We start from the raw sequence: 18409 nt of genomic DNA on the forward strand, positions 1-18409 counted from the left end.
CAGCCCCCCTATTGTGGTATTTTCAATTTTTGCCCTGGAAAAATCCAATGTCCCGGCTGTTTAATATTGCGTTTACTTCGTTTGATCATCGCTGCTTTATTGGCATTCCAAATACGCCGCCATTTTGTACTATCGCCATAAAAACGGCCTGAAATGGCCCACAGAGTATCTCCCTTTTTGACAGTGTACAATTTGGGTGGTGTTTTTGAGGGTCTTTTCTTTTTGGTTTGTTTCGCTTTTTTCTTTCGTTTGATTTTCCTAGGCGATGCGGTTTTATATTCCTTTAACTCGATCGTAAATTCACGATCACCTATGTCATAAGACCCTTCCTTGTGAGTGAAGCTCTCAATGCTGCACGTCATATTGATTTTAGTCCCTGTCACAATCAGTCGCACAGACTTCTTTGAACGCATCATTCGTTCAATTTTCGCTATTGCATTCTCTGGTGATGGAATGCTTTTATATTCAGCAATTGGCGAATATTTCTTAGGAAATAATGAGGTGAATGATACTTGTTTAGCCGATGGTACATCAATAAAAGTCAGTTCTCCAAAGGAGGAGACCTTCACTGTTTCATTTTGTACATTATTTGTGATCTCAAGTTCGGATGGAAGCACAGGGAATCGCAACTTCTCCTTGCCTTGGGAAATCCACAATTGATACACTGATTTACCCATCGATCACGACCCCTTTCGTTCCTGTCTGAAGCTCTACTTCCAGTTCGTCTACAAGCATTTGTCTAATTTTTTCGACAAGCGATTGCTGATCCTGTCCATTATGGAAATGCTGATCACCATTGAACTGGATGGTGATTTGTTTATTACCAGACGTTGTTGCAGTCCCAGCTGACTGTGCTGAGGTGACTTGCTGCATCTGTGATTCTGGTAAAGGAGCAGATGCATTTGATGGATCATAGACTTGCATCCCAAGTGCCTTTGCTGCCTGCGTCAATAAATATCTCCCGCGAATGCCTCTTTCTTCTGGAATAATCCATTCGCGTTTGTTTCCTTCACCGACTCTAGCTACCTGCTCCTGAGTAATCAGACCGCCATTGGCGTAGCCTTTATAAGGACCGCCTCTTCTCATACTCCGTAATCCCGGTGTATTGAAGACTGTTCCATATCTGCCCTTAATGTAGTTAATGGCTGCTACGGCATTATGAATTGGGTTCCAAATATCATTCATGCCCTTGCCTTTATTGGAATGGAAGGTCGGTCCAATGGTTTGCATTAACCCTTTAGAAGGCGTTCCCTTCTTGGCGTTGGAATCCCACAAGTTGATGGCTTTCGGGTTACCATTTGATTCGTGCTGAGCGATTGTCATAAGACCTGGAAGCCAACTCATCGATGTGCCAGTCGCCATCAGAGCTGCCATGAGCCATTGCTGAACACTGAGACCTGAAGCACCCATACCGCTGAACGCTCCGATTAATGAACCCGCTTGATTTTCAGCAAACTTTTTCACATCAACTGAATCGAGCCCTTTGACGACACCGATCGATGCGAATTTCCCTAGACTCATCATGACACGCGAAGGAGAATGAATGTCTAGTTCTTCTCTAAACGCCTGTTCCACTTTCTTCGCCATTTCTTTGGCAGCTTGTGTGACTTCACTTGCTTTTGAACGCATGCCGCTATTGAAGGCGTCGATCATTCCTGAACCCCATCCTGGTGATTCTTGTTTGGCTTGCAGGAATGGTTGTTTGACGTGTTGGTCTACGTATTGGCTTGTGCCAGTAGATGTCATGTTTTGACCTGAAGCAAAGCCAGCAACAGTTTGTGAACCATAAACCGAAGAAGCTGCTTGAATTTGATTAAATGGTTGGTCAATATTGGCTTGTTTCCACTGATTAAGAGAAATTTTATTACTATTCATCCCCTTCTCAAAATCAGAAGTAAATTCTTTTCCATAACTAACGCCACTTTCGGAGTTGTTCATTGATATTGAACCTCTTCCAGATAAAGAAACAGATGAGGTTACGTCTGTCCTCTGCTTAGCTGAGACATTCGATGAAGCCAGATTACTAGCGCTTTTTGGAACAACATTCATCCCAAGGTGAGTTGCTGCTTGAGCAAGTAACATCTTCCCTCGACCTCTATTGTTTTCCGTTGGAATAACAAACTCCTTGCCCGCTTCCCCTATCCAAGAAAGCATAGGTTTAGTAATATACCCCCCAGTAGCTTTATGACCAACCTGATTTAAACCGGTTTTCTCTTCGCCTTTACCTATGAAAAATTCTATTACTCCGCCGCCTATTTCTTTTGCTTTATCTACTATTCTACCAATAAAACCAAACATTTTTTCCCACGTTTCTGTTAGTTCCTCAGCATGTTTCTTTAATGGCTCAAAGACATTTTTATTGAACCAATCACTCACTGTTTCCCAAACACCTTTGATCGTTTCCCAAACTGATTTAAACGTTTCCCAAACAAATTTTATTGCTGGTTCTGCATATTTTTGATACGGTTGCCATACGTTTTCATCAAACCAAGTAGAGAGTTTTTCCCATGTAGTTTTAATCCAGTTCCATGTATTTTGAAACAAATTCCACACAAAAGTAATGGCTGGCAATGCATATGTTTTAAACGGTGTCCAAACATATTCATTAAACCATTCAGAAAATACACTCCATGTTTCTTGAATCCAGTTCCACGTTTCAACAAGTTTGTTCCATACCCAGCCAATTGCTTCTATCGCATATTGACCGAATGGGTCCCAAACATTTGTTAAAAACCATTCAGAGAAAACAACCCATGTTTCTTGAATCCAGTTCCACGTTTCAACAAGCTTGTTCCATACCCAGCCAATTGCTTCTATCGCATATTGACCGAATGGGTCCCAAACATTTGTTAAAAACCATTCAGAAAATATCCCCCATGTTTCCTGAATCCAGTTCCATGTGTCAACAAGTTTATTCCACACCCAACCAATTGCTTCTATCGCATATTGGCCAAATGGTTCCCAAACATAATCCATGAACCATTTTGATGCTACTGCCCAAATATTTTTGATAATTGTCCATGCAACATCAAATACGCCAACTACAAAATTGATAATCGGAACTGAAAAATTATAAATAGGCAGCCAAACTTTTTCCATGAACCAAGAAGAAAGTTGTCCCCATTTTTCAGTGATCCAATTCCATGTCTCACCGAAGAATGTTGTAATAGGAGTTAATACATTATTATTGATCCATCCTGAAACTTTGTTCCAAGTATCTTTAATCCAATTAACTGCATTTTCAGCACCTTTGACAATGTCATCCCATTTTTTCTTCAAGGTTCCGTCATCAAACATCTTTCCGACCCATTTTCCTAAACCTTCACCTAAAATGCTTCCTAAAATTCCGCCGATTGCTGTTCCAATACCTGGTGCAATCATTGTTCCTATCGCGGCACCACCCATACCACCAGCAATGCCCCCGCCGAATCCTCCTACTTTTTCACCTACATTTTCTTTTGTTGTGCCAATTAATTCTGTTGCACTAAGTAAAGGCCCAAGTATGGGTACTTTTTTTAATAACTTGCCTGCACCTTTACCTAAATTTTTAAATGTATCTCCTAAGCCTTTTAGCTTATCAGTATCTTTGAATATCCCAGCGAGACCAGCTATAGCCATAATACCTGGAATTTTTTTGGTTAAACTGCCTAATTTAGTTGGAGATTTTTTATTCTTTTCAACCCTCGTAGTTCCAGTTGGATTATTCGGTTTGTTTTTCGGACCATTTCTATTATCTGTTTGGGTAGTTCCAGTTGGATTTAAACCTTTTGCACAACAAGAACAGCAGCTTATTTTAAATAAACCTTTTCCGTTTTGCGTTTGGTCTGAGTTCTGGTTACCCAACTGACCTGGTGAAGTATTATTATTAGACCCATCCGAGTTATTTGAAGGGTTTTTCGGACCAAGGATCAAATCTAATCCTTTGTTAAACCATTTATCTAGATACTCTTCAGGATTGATTTTAATTTTCTCACGAATTCGTCCGATTACTTCTTGCTTGTATTCGTCTATTTTCGTTTCAATCCAAGGTAGCGCCTTCTCATCCCAAAATTTCCTAGGGCTTAATTTTTCCTTCAATTTATCTGAGACGTCACCTGCATATTTTTCAATTTCTTTTAACGCCTTGTTCCCCAAATTCCCCAGCCAGCTTTGTTTGTTTTCCTGCGTTTTAGTAGCAGCTGTCGCATTAGGTTTCTTTTTGATTTTCTTTTCTTTCACAACTGACTCTGCCTGATCTCGTTTTTTCAACTTACTCTTTGCATTGTCTTGAACAGACACTCTGATCTCATGTTTAGCCATTGTCAAGCTTTTGAGTGTCTTTTTGATTCGTTGAATGGCAGCGGTGGCTTGGTCAATCATGTTTAATCTCATATAGTACGTTCTGTTCATGAGCTGAAGGATTGATTTTTTGATTGATGACATTTTTCCTGACAACTGATCATTCAGTTTGAACGTCAGCAGGATTGGACTTGTTTGTGATTGTTTCAAGCGATCTATACTGGATTTAATGACATCTAGTCCTTTTGCTTGAATGGATATGACCATCTGTTTCGGTATCATGTTCAGCTGGTTTGTTAATGATTTGAGATCACGATAGATTCCTTGATCTAGCTTCATGGATAATACAGATAACCTTCTAATCGATAAATTGAGGTTCCTTAGCTTCTTTTCATCCATTTCCAGGCTTATTTTCACCGGTTTTCTAAATGGTTTGAGCTGCTTCTCAAACGTTTGAAATCGTTTTTGAATGCGCAACAGCTTCTTTGATACTTTGTCTTCTAATTCAAATCGTGCAGTGAGCTTCGCCAGTTTATTTCCCTCCTTTCTTTGCTTCTTTTTCTAGCATGTCGAGTTTGTAGCTGATGAGTCCGAATAAGAATGCCTTAAATTGTCTTGGTGCTTCGTATAAATCGAGGAGTTCTGATGGAGAATAGTGAAGCTCATGCATGGCGTAATATAAAAACACCGCTTCCTTATCCCCATCTTTTATTAGTTTTTTGCTGCTTCTTCTAAATCTTCAATTTCGTCTTCAAATCCATTGATTTCAATCGCTTTGTTTAACCAGTTTGCATATTCACCGCCGACAGATAAAACACGTTTTGCAACTTCAACTGGATCTTGTGTGCTGTAGGCTTCTCTTAATTCCTTTGAACGGAAATCTGGATAAATCGTCGATTCAATGGCAATTCGTGCATAGAAGCGCTGGCTGTCTAAGTCTTTTACGCGGCCTCTGCCTTTGACATTTTTGAACGTGGTGTTTTCTTTTTCCAGTTCATCAATACGTTCCGTAGTAATCGCTTTGAAGACAAAAGGAATGACATTCCCTTTTTTATCAACAAAACGCTTAGAAATTGGTACTTTGACCTCTTCCGCTTCTACTGTTTGTCCTGGCATAAAAAATGAAAGATCAAATGTTTGTTTTTCGCTCATGTTTAAAAACTCCCTTTTGTTTGTTTTTTTGAATACAAAAAAGCACATCCATTTTTGAATGTGCTTTCCAATCTTTTCATGTATAATTGAGAACGTACAATTGAACGGCTTGCTCAAGGGCGTCTGGCTCATCCCCGATAGGAAGGGGGTGATGCTCATGTCAACATTCCAAGCACTGATGTTAATGCTTGCTTTCGGGTCATTTATCATTGCACTGTTGACATATATAGACAAAAAATAGACTCCCCTTGAGCTTTGGTAGGTGAAAGGGAAAGTCTATCCTTAAAACTATCTAATTGATAAGCCAGCCCCTTGAAGGGCCTCATTGTACATTGCCGGGATGTTAGCGCATCCTGGCTTCTTTTTATTGTATGCAAATCGCTTTGCATGTAAACATAATTTTGTGTGTTATTGAATGCAATGTGCATTACAAATGCATTCATTTTTCATTACATTTGCATTATAGCATATTTGGTTTTTATTTAGCTAATTTCCTCCACATTTCTTAGAAAGAATTCTTCAGCTTTTCAGGCAGATCAAAGTCTTCAAATGTAAATGGAACTTCTTCTTCAAGTGCCTCTGAATCGACATCTAGTCCAGCAATTTTAGCTGAATCAAAGTTGACATCGAATAATGTCACACGCTCTGTGCCTCGGCCTGATGATTTATCATCAATTACCGCTTGAAGAGTGAAATAAGGATCTTCCCCTTTTTTCACATAGTTGAGCATGAGTTGAACGAAACGTGACGTAACTTTATAGAATGTTGCCGTTCCTGTTCCGTTTGCCCCAGTTGTTTTATGGCCAGTCATTCGGCGGCCCATTACGTTCACTTCTGATTTATTTTTCTCCACGTTTGCTTCAAACGTTTTGATAAAGGCAAGTTCCTCACCTTCTAAGAAAAGACGACCTTCTTTACCTGAGATTGTATTTTGCGCTTTAAAAGCCATCTTACTTCACCTCCACATTGAAATAGAATTTTTCTGCTGCGTCTACTGGCTGTACTGCTAAATCGATGATAAATCCATCACGATCTTCATTGAGGCCAATGACGATATCTGTTTCTGAGTTAAAGCCTGTAATACCGCTGCCATCTTGAAGTTGTGTGAGATACTGTGTAATCAGTGTTTTCACAAGCTGCACTCCATCATCAGATGCTGGAATGTCATTGCCATTGGCTTTGCGTAATTTAATCAAATTTTTCAGTTCAAATGTTAAATCATTGTTGATTGCATCTAGCACACGGATGATTTTGTTTTTCGCCATTTGCTGGTTCTTTTCAACCGTGAAGCTTGTCAAAGAGTTAATATCTTTTTCAACGCTCACCGTGCGGTCTCTTGCATCGAAAGTGAAAAGAAACTCTCCTTGTGATAAACGGTATTCTACTTGATCATTATCAAGACGCTCTAATGTATCGACTGCGCCTTCGTATTCAACAAAGGTCAGTGACTGATTAAAAGTCGCTCCTGCACTTGCTCCTGCGACCCAAGCTGTTGTTTGAGCAGGCGCGAGTTCTGTTCCGTCTTCTAAAACAACACCGCTTGTGACATTGATGATACCTTCTTGATCAGCTGCATAGTTAGCCACAACGCCTTGCACCTTACGTCCTTGCTTATTACGTAAACGCTCAATAAATGACGCGAATGTTGCTTTTAATTGCTCACTATTATCGACTGGGAGTGCAATAACATCAAAGTATTCCGTTTCAGCTGCTTCTAGGAAAGCTGTATAATCTGCGACACTTGCCACACCGTTTTTCCCGCCGCTTAAAGCCGCTCCAGCAGTAATGACCGCTTCGCCTTCACCAGAAAATTGAACGTATTTGTTTTTCACAAGATCTTTGACATCTGTGACCACCTGTTTATCGACAATATCTGTTCCAAGATAGGTGATAACGTCACGTTTTGTGCTGTCGAGTACATTTTCTGTCACTTGAATGGTAATCTCATTTCCTTTTTGACCACCATAATTGGCTGTGACCACAAAGTTTTCTGCGATTTCCGCTTTGGCTGGCTCTCCTTCGTTTAGGCGGTAAAGCAAGACCGTTTGCGCTTTTTTCTTCGCTTCACGGAAAAGAAGAAGTGACTTATCATCAATGTTGAGCCCGACCTTTTTATTTAAGTCTTCCATATCGGAAACGGAAATAAAGGTTTTTGGTTCTCCCCAGCTCATGACAAGAGGAAGTGCAACTGTTCCTCGCTCGCCTAAAGTAATTCGCTGCTCTGCTGTTGTTTTAAAATTAAAGTAAATGCCAGGACGCTTTTTCTCTGTACCTGGTGTAAAAGTGCCTCCGTTCATCCTTTAAACCTCCTTGGACAAAAAAGCATCGATGTGCTTCTTTGCTTCTGTTTTTGTAATTGGTTGATGTTTGATATAAAAAAGAGCACCTTCAAGGATTTCTGGTTTTACCCCAAAAAGATCCTTGCTGTGCTCTTTTAAGGCTTCAAATGAAAAGCCAAATTCTTTTTCTTCGCCCGCTGTTTGATCGAGCTGTGTTTTTTTAGTCTTGCTCACGTTTGATCACCCCATCTGAAAAATTGATATCTTCTAGGCTTGGCTGTTTATCTCGGTTGTACCAATAGCTGCTATCCCACGTCAGGACAATCGCTGCTACACCTTGATCTATGATTCTAGTTTCCACTCTTTTTATGCGGACATAATCATCAAGCACCTCTCCATCTTCACTGATCATCTGAATGATTTGACGATCAGCAAGCAATGCATCGACGACTGTTTCCGCCGCATCATGCGCTTTTTCTGTATCCATATGAAACACTTTCACTTGCAGCGAATAAGATTTCATAAAAGTAGACACTGTATCTGGACCACTAATGACAGTCACTGGCGGCACATAAACAGATGGCACTTGGAAACGCTCTGGCAGAAGACGATCATACATTTTCACAGGAAAGTGTGTGTATATATAATGCATGATTGCCCCGACTTCTTGATTCATTCCATCACCTCCCAAAATGTCGATCGATCCAGCTTTGAAGCTTTCGATCCAACGAGTGTTCAAACATTTGTTCATAGAGCATGACGGCATGATCCCAGTACCCATTTCCTTCAATCCATTGAGATGAAAGCATCATGCCAGTACTGGCATTCGGATCATATTCAAAGCGGTTGCCGTTCCATCTGCCAGGCACCCATCTTCGTTCTCCATTTGAAGAAATGGCATGTCCATCATTCACGTAAGAGGCATAATCGAGCTGTGTCCCTACTTCTAGCGTGAGCCCGCCTCGGGAAGTGAGAAAGTGATTCTCCTTGTCACCTTTTTGAAAGGAATTGAGGAGACGGCCTGTATCAACAGCCTTTTCTTTGATGATTTCATCTTGAATGATGTCTAAAAACTGTAAGCCCATTTCCTGTAACCACTCTTGATATTGCGCCGTTAAGCCGCCACTATTTGCCTGTTGGAGCTGGGATAGCAGCCGGTCAAGTCCATCAATTTTCATAGGTTTTCCTTTCTGACGGCCATCACTTCCATGTGATGATTTTTCACTCTTTTTGGCTGCTGTAACTTGAGTAAGATGCCGTTCCACACCATTTTGTCATGCAAGCGAATGTCGCTTGCTAAAGGGAAATGGACGAGATAGGACTGATAGATGACTGTATTCGGTTCTTCTTGCACGAGTGACTGGCTTTTTTCTACAACATAGCAAGCAACATCTCTCATACTTGGTGTATCAGGATAAGAGAGGTCCGTTTGCAGATCCCCTGCTGGTATACCAAATTTGCCGCGGACTGCCTCCTCATTCTCTAAGTGAAAAAGATCACAGCGATCCGTTAATAGAGAATCATAACTCATAATGATCTCACCTTTAAATTGGCGCTGCCGCCAGTTAGTGAAGGTTCAATATAATCAACAAGAAGGGCATACACATAAGGTCTGCCTTTCACTTTGTCCGCTGCCTTTGCATATGAATAATCACCCATTTTTTCTGAAGTCAAGCCTTTCATCATGGATTCATCATCATTCAGCATGGCAAAATACTGGGCCATTTTTAATAAGGCGATCCTTGCTTTTTCAGGAATGGGCTGATATTTTTCATGTGTAAAATCGTGCCCGACAATTTGAAATACCGCTGCTTCTGCTTCAATAATATCTGCCGCTAGTCTCTCTACAGAACGATTTTTCACGCGATCAAATACAGAATAGGCTTGTAGTTCCTCAGCAGAAATGATCATAGCCTGCTGTCACCTACTCTTTCACTTTCATTACTTTGGCTACAGCATCCTCTTCCTCAAATTTGCTGTCGAGCTTCGCTGTCAGAACAATGATAAACTTACGGCTGCGAATATCTTTTTCTACTTCAATACGAATATTGCGAGAAAACCCTACGATAATGTTTTTCGGATGTGTCAGTAAAATATCTGATACGTCTGTTCCTTCTTCATCATATGGCTGCATATTGGCAAGACCTTTGACCGGAACACCGAATGCAGAAGAAAGTCCGCCTTGAATCGCCGCGTCTCCGAGACCTGTCTGACGGTTTGCTACTTGGTCTTTCCACTCGACCTCTAAACTTGGGGATGTATAAAAACGGAAATCCTGAGGTACACGTAAATATTTTGACGGCATCGCTTTATAGGCTTGTTTGAACATTTGACGGCTAATTTCCGCTCCATTCGCATCGACAATATGAGAAACTGCCTGTTTTCGTACGCCATCCATTTGAGCTAAAAATGGATCTTGTGATGTTGTATCACCGTTGACGATCAGTTCTTCAATATCGACTGCCGCTCGTTCCGCCAGCATTTGCATAATGGTCTGCTGAATCCCGTCTTTTTCAATGTTGTTTTCAATGCTGTCGTACGTCATATGGATCTCAGCAATGACTTCTTTTGCATTGAGCTGGACAGTGCTTGTCGCTGGGACAACACGGTCTTTTGCATCAAGCGCTTTGCCTTCTTCTGCTGGGCGTAAAATGCGCTGACCGAAGCCGATTTTTTCGATTTTTTGTGAATCACTTTCCATTGGAATGATACGTGCATCATTTAAAACGGTTGGTGTATTTTGCATCATTCTAATGAATGTGTTGGATTGGGTTGCGTTCATGAGACCGCCTGTTTTTAAGCTGGCAAGTGTCATTTCAGCCTTGCGAATCAACTCTTGATTTCTCACACTTTTTCCTCCTTATTTAGGCTTATAGTAAGCCATCCCATATGGGCTTTGTCATATCATTTTGTGTATCGTGATTTGTTTGTTTAGAAATGCCCCGCGCTTTTTCAAGCATGTGTATCCGCTCTGAAATAGGCAGTAGCTGTTGCTGAAGCACTTCCTGAATCGCTGCTTTTTCTCTGCCTGCTGATTTCTCTAAGGAAGAGAGCTGATGACGAATTGGCGCAACCACTTGCTCCAGCACTTTTTGTACAGGTTCTTCTTCACCTGTTTGATCTGTCCCTTGTTTATCCGCTTGTTGTAAAACGTTGTCGATGGCCATTTTTGCTTTTTCTAGTTCGCGTACTTGATCAGTCGTTAATCCGGCATCTTGCTTTTGAACGGATGCTGGTCTTTCGCCAATCGTTTGGAGGACATTATTTGTTTTCAACACATCCTGCACAATTGGAATCAATTGTTCAAGTGCCGCTCTTACGCTAGACTCATCACCATCACTTGACTGCAACGTTTCCAGCAGATGATCTAAAACGCTCCAAAATTGTTGTGGCATATTTGCACCTTCCTCTTTCAAAAAGAAATTTTTCAGCAAAGAAAAAAGCCCTCTCTCGTTCGTTTCTTGATATAGGAGCTGATCTTGTTCCTCTATTGCGATGATGTCTGCTGTTCCAGCCATTGAGTAGCCTGTAATATGGCCTTGCTGAATTTGGTCCCAAATATCTTGTGATGCCTTTGTCACAAGTACCCAAGATCCTTTTTGAATCAGCTCCCCGCCTACTTCAAAATCCGCTGGGGCAATGTATGATTCGACGACTTCGCCAACACCATCTTGAAAATCATGCTGTTTATCAATGTGACGGGCATCTTTCATAAAACCGTGTGCTGCTCTTTCAATTTCTTTGGCCGACATAAAGTCTTGATGTGCATCAGGTGTATTCGGTTCATACACGACGCCATATACGAGGCGATGCGCATCCTCTGCCTTCGTCAGGACACTGACTTCTTTTTGAAAGTCAGGCTGCTTTTTCTTTGCTTTCATCAAGAAAAATTTCTTTTGGTTGGCGGCCTTGTCCACATAGGAAACATGTGTAATTTTTGCGTTTTTTAATTCCCTTGGCATATGTTCACCCCCTTTCAAAAAAGCTCACGTCCTTTTATTTCTCCAGCTGGTTTGACTCGGATGGAGACAGCCCATCAGCTGTTTTTATGCGGCTTTCTAAAGGTCGGTGGTAGAATTCTTCCGGCCATTCCTCTAACGTCTTACCAAGAATACGCCCCGCAAGATCTCGCAAATCATTTGGCGATACTGCCCCAGCCTGAATAAATGGTGTCAGAACCTTCGCTATCTCTAATGGATCTCTAAAGTCAGGACCATTTAATAGAAAGCGGACATGCCATATATCTAAATCTGGGAGAAAAAGAGTATTGAGTTTCCCTGTAATAAGATGCCGCTCTGGCTGAAACACTTGCTCCTCCGTTGTTTTTCGCGCGGTATCTGCTGTAGCCTTGTTATAATCTTGTGACTCTCCTGTGTAAATAGGCGGCAGACGAAAAGCGGAGCGGATTTTGTTTCTCGTCTTTTCATCGTATTCTAAAAAGAGCGCATCCTCTTGCAGGATTTCCGCCAAGGATTTAAAGTTCACTTTGACATTTGATACATCTTCTTCACCTGTTAATCCTTTTTCTGTCGGAAGCCCTTCTACTTCGAGCAATAAAAACTTATGCGCATGATCAGACCCTTCAATATCATCCATATAATCTTGTAGCTGCTGATAAGAAGTCTCTGACAGCATGCCGTTTTCAACAATGATGGCACCAGGTACATGCCTTCCTTGCTTAAAATAAAGATAATTCAGCTCTTCTGCTTTTCGTGCGCCATACATATTGACGATGTTGCCAATCCAGCGGGGAATCCCATACGTCCCACTGCCAATTTTAAAATGAATGACTTCTGTTGCTTGAAGTGGTTCTGGTGTAGCATCATCGTACTTGCCTGTTTCATAATTTAATATGCGCGGATCACCATACTCCTTGAAAAAGACTTTCTTCTCATTGATGACCTGCACATATTTTCGGAATCGTTTCTTGCGATTCATCGTCTTTAATTCGCCGTTTTCTGTGTAGCGGAATTCGACGTCGACTGGCTCACTCAGCTTGCAAATGCGAATATGGAGTGCATCCAAATACTCGATTCCTGCCGGCTTTCCTTGTCCATCGCGCAGCACCTCTAAATAGCCATTTCCTGTTTTCTCCCGGTCTTCTAGGACATAACCAAGAATCACGTCAGCAGACTCATCATAGTTCATGTATTTCGTAAACTCTTCGAGTCTTGTCCATTCCTTCTCGGCTGTCTTCTTTTTGACCGGTTTCACATCTTCCGCATTAAAATCAAAGGCGTATTCCACCCCAAAGCCAAAGCCTAAAATATTTGTTCGATACGCATCTATACATTGCTGAAGAATCGTTGAGTATTCTGCCATGCTTTTTAATTCATTGATATGGTAGGGCGGCGGGACAATGTCATCTTTTTCGTATGAAAATTCATCCTCATACATTTGTTTTGTATGATCAGACATGTTGGCCTTCATAATCGTTGCTTTTAATTGTTTCATTTTATGGACCTCCTCTCTCGGTTTGGACGGACACGCTCTGAAGCAGTCTGTTTCAAATCGGTCACCTCATAATCATCTAGCGCATACCAAATGGCGGATAATGTGTGTGGGTCGATTTGAAATTCATCTTCCTCTAAGCGGCCGTTCTTATCTGCCTTATAGGTTAGTGATTGAAGTTCATAGATGGTATAAGGGCAAGCATCAGAACAAATGATTTTCTTAAATCGTTTGATTTTCTTTGTATATTGCAAACGCGACCCTTGGAACTTATGCGCAGCGACCATTTGAAATCCGCGCTGCCGAAAATAGTGAATCGTTTTAGGTTCTGCTGCGTCTGCCTTAATCAGTTCCTTTGATTCAACAAATTCTTTCAAATCAACAGCTGTTTCATCATCCGTTTTCCCGCGGTCGTAATATTCCCAATAAATATATAAGTACTTTTTTTCATGATCGACAGCTAACCGAATGAGCGCATTGTAGGATTCGACAAATCCAAAATCCATCCCCGCTCGTTTCAGCGGTCTTTCAATCTGCCCGATCGCTTCTAATACGTCAGCATGCTGTCTGACCTCAAATTGCGGAAACACTTTTGTGCCATTGATACCGAAGTATCCTTTCCTTGCAATTCGATAAAGGTCTGGATCGTATTCTTTCAGCTCATCCAGCTGCTTGACATAGCTTTTAGGAAGAAATAGATTGTCTTCTGCTGTTGAGTGGTGATAGTACGTATCTTTTATCACGATGGTTCGCTGTTTGTATAAGGTTTCGTCATCAAGGACAAAACGTTTCAGCTGCTCGTCTCGAAAGAAATGTCTGTACGTCCAATTATCCTGACCAACGGGATTCGTCGATAACATCATATAAAGAGGTAAAACCGGATGTCTCAGCCTTCCAAGCAGTTCTTTAAACCCTTCATATGAAACCTCGGAACACTCCTCAATCCAAATCATTGAGATGTTGTTGATCGACTTCAATTTCTCAGGCTTGTCCAGTCCTTTAAATAAAATGCTGCTCCCATTGCGAAAAGTGAGAGCAAGCGGTGAACTGCGGCACTTTACTAGATGATCAATGCCAAGATCGCTGACGATTTCTTGTAAAAGAGAGTAGGTCGACTCCCGGTGCGTATCATACACTTCTCGAATGACAAGTGCTGTTCGTTTTTCCTCAAGCAGTTTTAAAATCAGCTTTAAAGCAATGTGATAGCTTTTGGAGGAGCCATAACCGCCTACTAAAAACTGAAACTTTTGATTCCAATCGAACAAAAAGTGTTCAAAATGAGGATTGACTTCTTTTTCAATCAACGGCGTCATGAATCGTCCTCTTTTCTTTTGATCATGATATGAAGATCTTCTTCTTTTTCCTCACGAACTGCTTTTTTTGTTTTTTCGATTGTCAGCTCAATTTGCTTCAGCCTTAATCTTCGTTCATCTTTTGCGTGAGCGAGCTCTTCAAACTGTTTAATCAGCCGTCTTAGTTCTCCCATTGCACGAGATTGGGCATTTAAAAAAGTAGCATGCCGATCCCATGAAAATTGAAACGAAAATTCCTCTGCCGTGATCTCTGGCTCTGGATGAATGCCTTCGCCTGTTTCTTCCTCTAATGAAGAAGGCAAGTACGTCGCCTTTTTCAGTTCTTTGATCATGTCATCTTGATCTGCTACATGCATGATGCGCTGCGCTCGAATAATGGCTGCGTATTGAATTTGAATTTGATCCCAGATGATATCAAGAGATGTGCGCCCATCCATTTTTTCCATGATTTCAATCGTTTCATCTGAAAGAAATTGATGAAAGATCGAGTGCGCCTGCTTTGACGGTGTTTTTTGTCTTTGCCAGCCGTATCGTCTTTTCCATGATTTAACGGTATGGATGGAGACGTTGTAATGATCGGCTAGTTGCTGGTACGTCATCCCTTTCATATAATCCTGCTTAGCCTCTATCCGTTTATCTTTCATTTACATTCACCTGCCGCCTCCTTTTAGTTCGAATGATTCCCTGAAGAGAAATCATTTGTGCCGGGCTAGCAAACATTCGTTTGGTCTTTCTAACTATAGGTGGCAACTGTAAGACAAGCTTTTGAAGATTGATGTGATGAAAGAAAAAACGCCTATTCAGCAGCTCTGAATAGGCGTTCTTGTACTTTTTTGGACATTTTGGTCCGAGCTCTTTCCATATGTTTTTGGACTGTTCCTTTTTTTACATCAAGCATGATCGCAATCTCGCTAAATGACAGACCCTGCGTTGTGTGCATAAAAAATACGTCCTTCTCTCGATCTGTCAAAACGGATAAGGCTTCGTCAATTCGCCTTTTGTCCCGCTCACTTACCTCTCTTTCTTTCTCTTGAATGAGGGTGTATTCATGTGATAAAGCCTCTAATACCTCTTGATTAGCAAGAATGGTGCGCTGATACACAGACCGTCTATCTAATCCTCTGCGTGCGCCTGGCTCTCTACCGATTTGAAGCCATTCCACCACGTATTCTAAATCACTGACCATACTGGCGATCATTTTTTGATCATGTTTGTCCTGATCTGACATCTGTTTCTCTTCTTTGTCTTTCAATTGTTCATATCGTTTTCTGGCATCTTTTAAACTTCTTTTATATTCAATCAGTAAATCTTGCATCTGTGCTCTCTCCCTTTTTAAGAAAATAAAAAACGGACACCAATCAGCCCCTTTTTTATAGGGTCTTGATCAGTGTCCGCAGGCTTTCCGTCTTGGACTTATTCAGTTGTTCTTTTTCATCAGGCTAGCTGATTTTAAAACCAATCTCATGATCGACTCTTGCAAAATGTCCTTTTGCTGTTTGAATAATCGTTTTTCCATGCTCAGGTACATCCATCATATAAGCCGTTCCTACGTTTCCATCTAACACAATGACTTGAATCTTTCCTTTTTCCATTTCACCGACAAATGTCTGGTTTTCTTGAATCATGAGTTGTTTTGGCTCGTTCATATGCTTGTCTCCTTATTTGGTGGTGAGGATCTCATATCATCACCCATCGTATTTAAAATGATTTCCATTCGAGGACGCATGCTATAAAACTGTGAAACTCTTAATTCTACAATCTGTAAAGAGGCGTCATCGGTAAAGGCATGAAGTGCTTCTTGTATATACTGCAAATTTGGTTGAAGAATGCTGATGTGTACCGGGCGTATCAAGCCTTTTTCTGCAGATGTACGCGTGTCTTGGCTGTTCGCTAGATCTATGGGCATATTGTAAAATGAGCGAATGTCGAGTGATAATGCGCCTTTTATTTTGCTTGTGCATTGCGCTTTAGCGGCTGTTTGAATTCTGTTTATCAATGTCTCTTTTGTGCATAAATGTTCTTTTTCAATGATAAAATGAAGGACCATGCTACGATCTCCCGTCATCCTTCGCCCACTGCCGAATGTCTTGTTCGTTTTGACCCGCATTGAGCAAACATTTCAGGAATGTCATGATTTGCTTCAATCGATTCATGTCGCATTCATCCTTTCCTTCTTCTTGTCATCAACGGCTTTTTCTGCCATGAGGGTCATGTATGTGCGTTTTTCTTCTGCCGTGGGGAAAGCAAAAATCGGCTCTTTTTGATGAAAAGTGATCCAGCCGCCAGCTTGTACTAGGCAATGCTGGGCTTCTTTTCGGGCATCAAATGTCATCTGATGTCTCATCATCATCAAATCCTTTCTCACGGTCCTCGTCCTCTAATCGATAACCATTTCGGGACATTTCATATGGCCAGTAACGTTTTGGATAGCCGAAATCATTCATTTGTGTCACCATCGGATGTTCGATACTCATTCTGTTTGTCTCCCCTTTTTAAGAACGGTCTTCCTCAAGACTATTACTCTTTTTGTGTAACTTTTGACCAAAAAAAAGCTCTTGAACACCGATATTTAGCAAATCTGCAATATGCTTGGCTATTTCTAAGCTGGGCTTTGTTCGGCCCATTTCTATATTTGCATAGCCACTCGTGTACTTATATCCAAGTTTTTTCGCCATATACGTTTGTGTTTTTCCTTGTAATATTCGTTCTTCTCGTAAATTTTCAAGTTTCATGTTTCCACCTCTTACTCATTATGTGTAAGTTATATTCATTATGATAATATACACAAAACGGGTAAGTCAATCATATTTTTATTCTTTTTGTGTATTTATTTATCTTTTCCGTGTAATTCATGATAAAATTTACACATAATATGAAAAAAGGTGTTTCCGATGGATAATTTGACTGGAAAGATTCTAACTGAATTAAGAGAGAAACATGGATGGAGTAAGTCTACCGTTGCCAAAAAACTCGGGTTAAAGGCGATGTCGACCTATGCTAACTGGGAGTATGGACTGAGAAAGCCAGATGGTGAAATGATTGTGAAAATCGCCGAGTTATACGGGGTCTCAACAGATTATCTTCTCACAGGTAAAGACAAAAACGCCTCTGATGACGATCTTGCAAATGATCCTGATTTGCAAATTGCGTTTAAAGCTGCCTCCGATTTTTCTGAAGAAGCACGAAGACAAACCATCGACTTTATTAACTACATTAGAGAGAAAGAGAAACAAAAAGGCCGTCAGCCAAAACAGACAGACGACAAATAAAAGATCTCTTTTCATAAAGCATCACATAGCTGGGTAGATACCCAGCTTTTTTTATGTCTCTTTTCCCCCCTAAAAAAGAATGACATATGAATAAAAAATCATGTGTTTTTTGGGTAAAATCGTCTTCCCCTACATAATATGTGACAATTTTCACCAAAAATACTCATTTTTCCACTTATTTTGATTGACATATAATTCTATTATTATTAATATATGTATATACCAAAAAAAGGAGTGTTACCGATGAAAAAATTAATGAAAGCTTGTACATTGTCTTTAGCTGCTTTAGGTGCTCTTACGTTCTTCCAAACAGAAGGTGCTCATGCAGCTGCACAGCCTAAAGAACCAGTTATAGCAAAAGCTCCTATTATGAATAAAGTGATTACGGTGAACCGCACACTTACTGTAGGTTCTTCAATCGCTGTTTCACTTCCAGCAAGTCAAATTTCTGTCTCAGGCGCAACGTATGCCATTCAATTAGACCAAACTGCTCCAAACTTCACATGGATCCGTGCTGTACAACGCGGTTCTGTTACAGTGTCTTACTATAATTCACTAGGTGAGCTTGTTATTAACTATATTACTGTTCGTTAAGCGATTTTTTTCATATGAAAAGGCGATGACTATATGTTCATCGCCTTTTTGTGTTTTTACTTAAGCTGCTTAC

25 protein-coding genes are annotated in these 18409 nt (G+C 40.8%); 3 read left to right on the forward strand and 22 right to left on the reverse strand.

Going from position 1 to position 18409, the window contains the following annotated elements; genetic code table 11:
• Positions 1–8: 8 nt before the first annotated feature.
• Genes NSQ17_RS14820 through NSQ17_RS14835 form a run of 4 tightly spaced genes read right to left on the reverse strand, consistent with a single transcriptional unit; the run spans position 9 to position 5430 of the window.
• On the reverse strand, positions 9–677 hold the full coding sequence (locus NSQ17_RS14820) for a LysM peptidoglycan-binding domain-containing protein (RefSeq protein ID WP_007500584.1): 669 nt from the start codon (positions 675–677) through the stop codon (positions 9–11).
• Positions 670–4755: a transglycosylase SLT domain-containing protein gene (locus NSQ17_RS14825; protein WP_342467557.1), complete on the reverse strand. Its 4086-nt coding sequence runs from the start codon at positions 4753–4755 to the stop codon at positions 670–672. The genes NSQ17_RS14820 and NSQ17_RS14825 overlap by 8 nt, the downstream gene beginning before the upstream one ends.
• 55 nt (positions 4756–4810) lie before the next feature.
• Positions 4811–4948, reverse strand: coding sequence for a hypothetical protein (locus NSQ17_RS14830; protein WP_008344097.1), 138 nt, complete (start codon positions 4946–4948; stop codon positions 4811–4813).
• A 41-nt stretch (positions 4949–4989) separates the two neighbouring features.
• Positions 4990–5430 (reverse strand): phage portal protein, encoded by a 441-nt coding sequence (locus NSQ17_RS14835; RefSeq protein ID WP_012011040.1) that lies wholly within the window; start codon positions 5428–5430, stop codon positions 4990–4992.
• 151 nt (positions 5431–5581) lie between these two features.
• Between NSQ17_RS14835 and NSQ17_RS14840 the strand changes: the two genes are divergently transcribed.
• Complete coding sequence (locus NSQ17_RS14840; RefSeq protein WP_072368332.1) at positions 5582–5671, forward strand: putative holin-like toxin; 90 nt, start codon at positions 5582–5584, stop codon at positions 5669–5671.
• Between the two features lie 264 nt (positions 5672–5935).
• Here the strand turns inward: NSQ17_RS14840 and NSQ17_RS14845 are convergent, their stop codons facing one another.
• The 18 genes from NSQ17_RS14845 to NSQ17_RS14930 form a co-directional block, all read right to left on the reverse strand.
• Entirely contained in the window at positions 5936–6379 is a 444-nt protein-coding gene (locus NSQ17_RS14845) for a phage tail tube protein (protein ID WP_003213309.1), read from the reverse strand.
• Position 6380: 1 nt separating this feature from the next.
• Positions 6381–7727, reverse strand: a complete 1347-nt coding sequence (locus tag NSQ17_RS14850) for a phage tail sheath family protein (protein WP_342467558.1) — start codon at positions 7725–7727, stop codon at positions 6381–6383.
• A gap of 3 nt (positions 7728–7730) precedes the next feature.
• A complete protein-coding gene (locus NSQ17_RS14855) occupies positions 7731–7943 on the reverse strand; it encodes a hypothetical protein (RefSeq protein WP_008344108.1) in 213 nt (70 codons plus the stop codon).
• Positions 7930–8385, reverse strand: coding sequence for a DUF6838 family protein (locus NSQ17_RS14860; RefSeq protein WP_041091933.1), 456 nt, complete (start codon positions 8383–8385; stop codon positions 7930–7932). Before NSQ17_RS14860 ends, NSQ17_RS14855 begins: the two co-directional genes overlap by 14 nt.
• 4 nt (positions 8386–8389) lie before the next feature.
• Entirely contained in the window at positions 8390–8887 is a 498-nt protein-coding gene (locus tag NSQ17_RS14865; protein ID WP_056702586.1) for an HK97 gp10 family phage protein, read from the reverse strand.
• Positions 8884–9240, reverse strand: a complete 357-nt coding sequence (locus NSQ17_RS14870; protein WP_342467559.1) for a YqbH/XkdH family protein — start codon at positions 9238–9240, stop codon at positions 8884–8886. The genes NSQ17_RS14865 and NSQ17_RS14870 overlap by 4 nt, the downstream gene beginning before the upstream one ends.
• Positions 9237–9620 carry a DUF3199 family protein gene (locus tag NSQ17_RS14875; protein ID WP_024719690.1) on the reverse strand — a complete coding sequence of 128 codons (384 nt, stop codon included), beginning with the start codon at positions 9618–9620 and terminating at the stop codon, positions 9237–9239. The genes NSQ17_RS14870 and NSQ17_RS14875 overlap by 4 nt, the downstream gene beginning before the upstream one ends.
• Before the next feature lie 13 nt (positions 9621–9633).
• Positions 9634–10557, reverse strand: a complete 924-nt coding sequence (locus tag NSQ17_RS14880; protein ID WP_096881785.1) for a phage major capsid protein — start codon at positions 10555–10557, stop codon at positions 9634–9636.
• A 22-nt stretch (positions 10558–10579) separates the two neighbouring features.
• Positions 10580–11671 (reverse strand): XkdF-like putative serine protease domain-containing protein, encoded by a 1092-nt coding sequence (locus NSQ17_RS14885; RefSeq protein WP_342467560.1) that lies wholly within the window; start codon positions 11669–11671, stop codon positions 10580–10582.
• Between the two features lie 34 nt (positions 11672–11705).
• The gene (locus NSQ17_RS14890; RefSeq protein WP_047946732.1) at positions 11706–13163 is read right to left on the reverse strand and encodes a phage portal protein; all 1458 of its coding nucleotides are present in this window, start codon (positions 13161–13163) and stop codon (positions 11706–11708) included.
• Positions 13160–14461: a PBSX family phage terminase large subunit gene (locus NSQ17_RS14895; RefSeq protein WP_342468108.1), complete on the reverse strand. Its 1302-nt coding sequence runs from the start codon at positions 14459–14461 to the stop codon at positions 13160–13162. Before NSQ17_RS14895 ends, NSQ17_RS14890 begins: the two co-directional genes overlap by 4 nt.
• A gap of 8 nt (positions 14462–14469) precedes the next feature.
• Positions 14470–15117: a phage terminase small subunit gene (gene terS / locus NSQ17_RS14900; protein ID WP_008344125.1), complete on the reverse strand. Its 648-nt coding sequence runs from the start codon at positions 15115–15117 to the stop codon at positions 14470–14472.
• A 152-nt stretch (positions 15118–15269) separates the two neighbouring features.
• Positions 15270–15788, reverse strand: a complete 519-nt coding sequence (locus NSQ17_RS14905) for a sigma-70 family RNA polymerase sigma factor (RefSeq protein ID WP_024719695.1) — start codon at positions 15786–15788, stop codon at positions 15270–15272.
• A 124-nt stretch (positions 15789–15912) separates the two neighbouring features.
• Positions 15913–16119: an XtrA/YqaO family protein gene (locus NSQ17_RS14910; protein ID WP_008344129.1), complete on the reverse strand. Its 207-nt coding sequence runs from the start codon at positions 16117–16119 to the stop codon at positions 15913–15915.
• A complete protein-coding gene (locus NSQ17_RS14915) occupies positions 16116–16520 on the reverse strand; it encodes a hypothetical protein (protein WP_024719696.1) in 405 nt (134 codons plus the stop codon). The genes NSQ17_RS14910 and NSQ17_RS14915 overlap by 4 nt, the downstream gene beginning before the upstream one ends.
• A gap of 102 nt (positions 16521–16622) precedes the next feature.
• Complete coding sequence (locus NSQ17_RS14920; protein WP_017358978.1) at positions 16623–16805, reverse strand: hypothetical protein; 183 nt, start codon at positions 16803–16805, stop codon at positions 16623–16625.
• Positions 16795–16947 carry a hypothetical protein gene (locus tag NSQ17_RS14925; RefSeq protein WP_017358977.1) on the reverse strand — a complete coding sequence of 51 codons (153 nt, stop codon included), beginning with the start codon at positions 16945–16947 and terminating at the stop codon, positions 16795–16797. Before NSQ17_RS14925 ends, NSQ17_RS14920 begins: the two co-directional genes overlap by 11 nt.
• A gap of 18 nt (positions 16948–16965) precedes the next feature.
• Positions 16966–17205, reverse strand: a complete 240-nt coding sequence (locus NSQ17_RS14930; RefSeq protein WP_017358976.1) for a helix-turn-helix transcriptional regulator — start codon at positions 17203–17205, stop codon at positions 16966–16968.
• A gap of 159 nt (positions 17206–17364) precedes the next feature.
• Here NSQ17_RS14930 and NSQ17_RS14935 point away from each other — a divergent pair, with 159 nt between their 5' ends.
• Together NSQ17_RS14935 and NSQ17_RS14940 are read left to right on the forward strand one after the other, a co-directional pair.
• Complete coding sequence (locus NSQ17_RS14935) at positions 17365–17742, forward strand: helix-turn-helix transcriptional regulator (protein WP_041091941.1); 378 nt, start codon at positions 17365–17367, stop codon at positions 17740–17742.
• Between the two features lie 243 nt (positions 17743–17985).
• Positions 17986–18336 carry a hypothetical protein gene (locus NSQ17_RS14940; RefSeq protein ID WP_003213146.1) on the forward strand — a complete coding sequence of 117 codons (351 nt, stop codon included), beginning with the start codon at positions 17986–17988 and terminating at the stop codon, positions 18334–18336.
• Positions 18337–18409: the final 73 nt, after the last annotated feature.

It is taken from the genome of Bacillus sp. FSL W8-0629, from assembly GCF_038593225.1.
In the GTDB taxonomy this organism is placed as follows: Bacteria; Bacillota; Bacilli; order Bacillales; family Bacillaceae; genus Bacillus; species Bacillus altitudinis.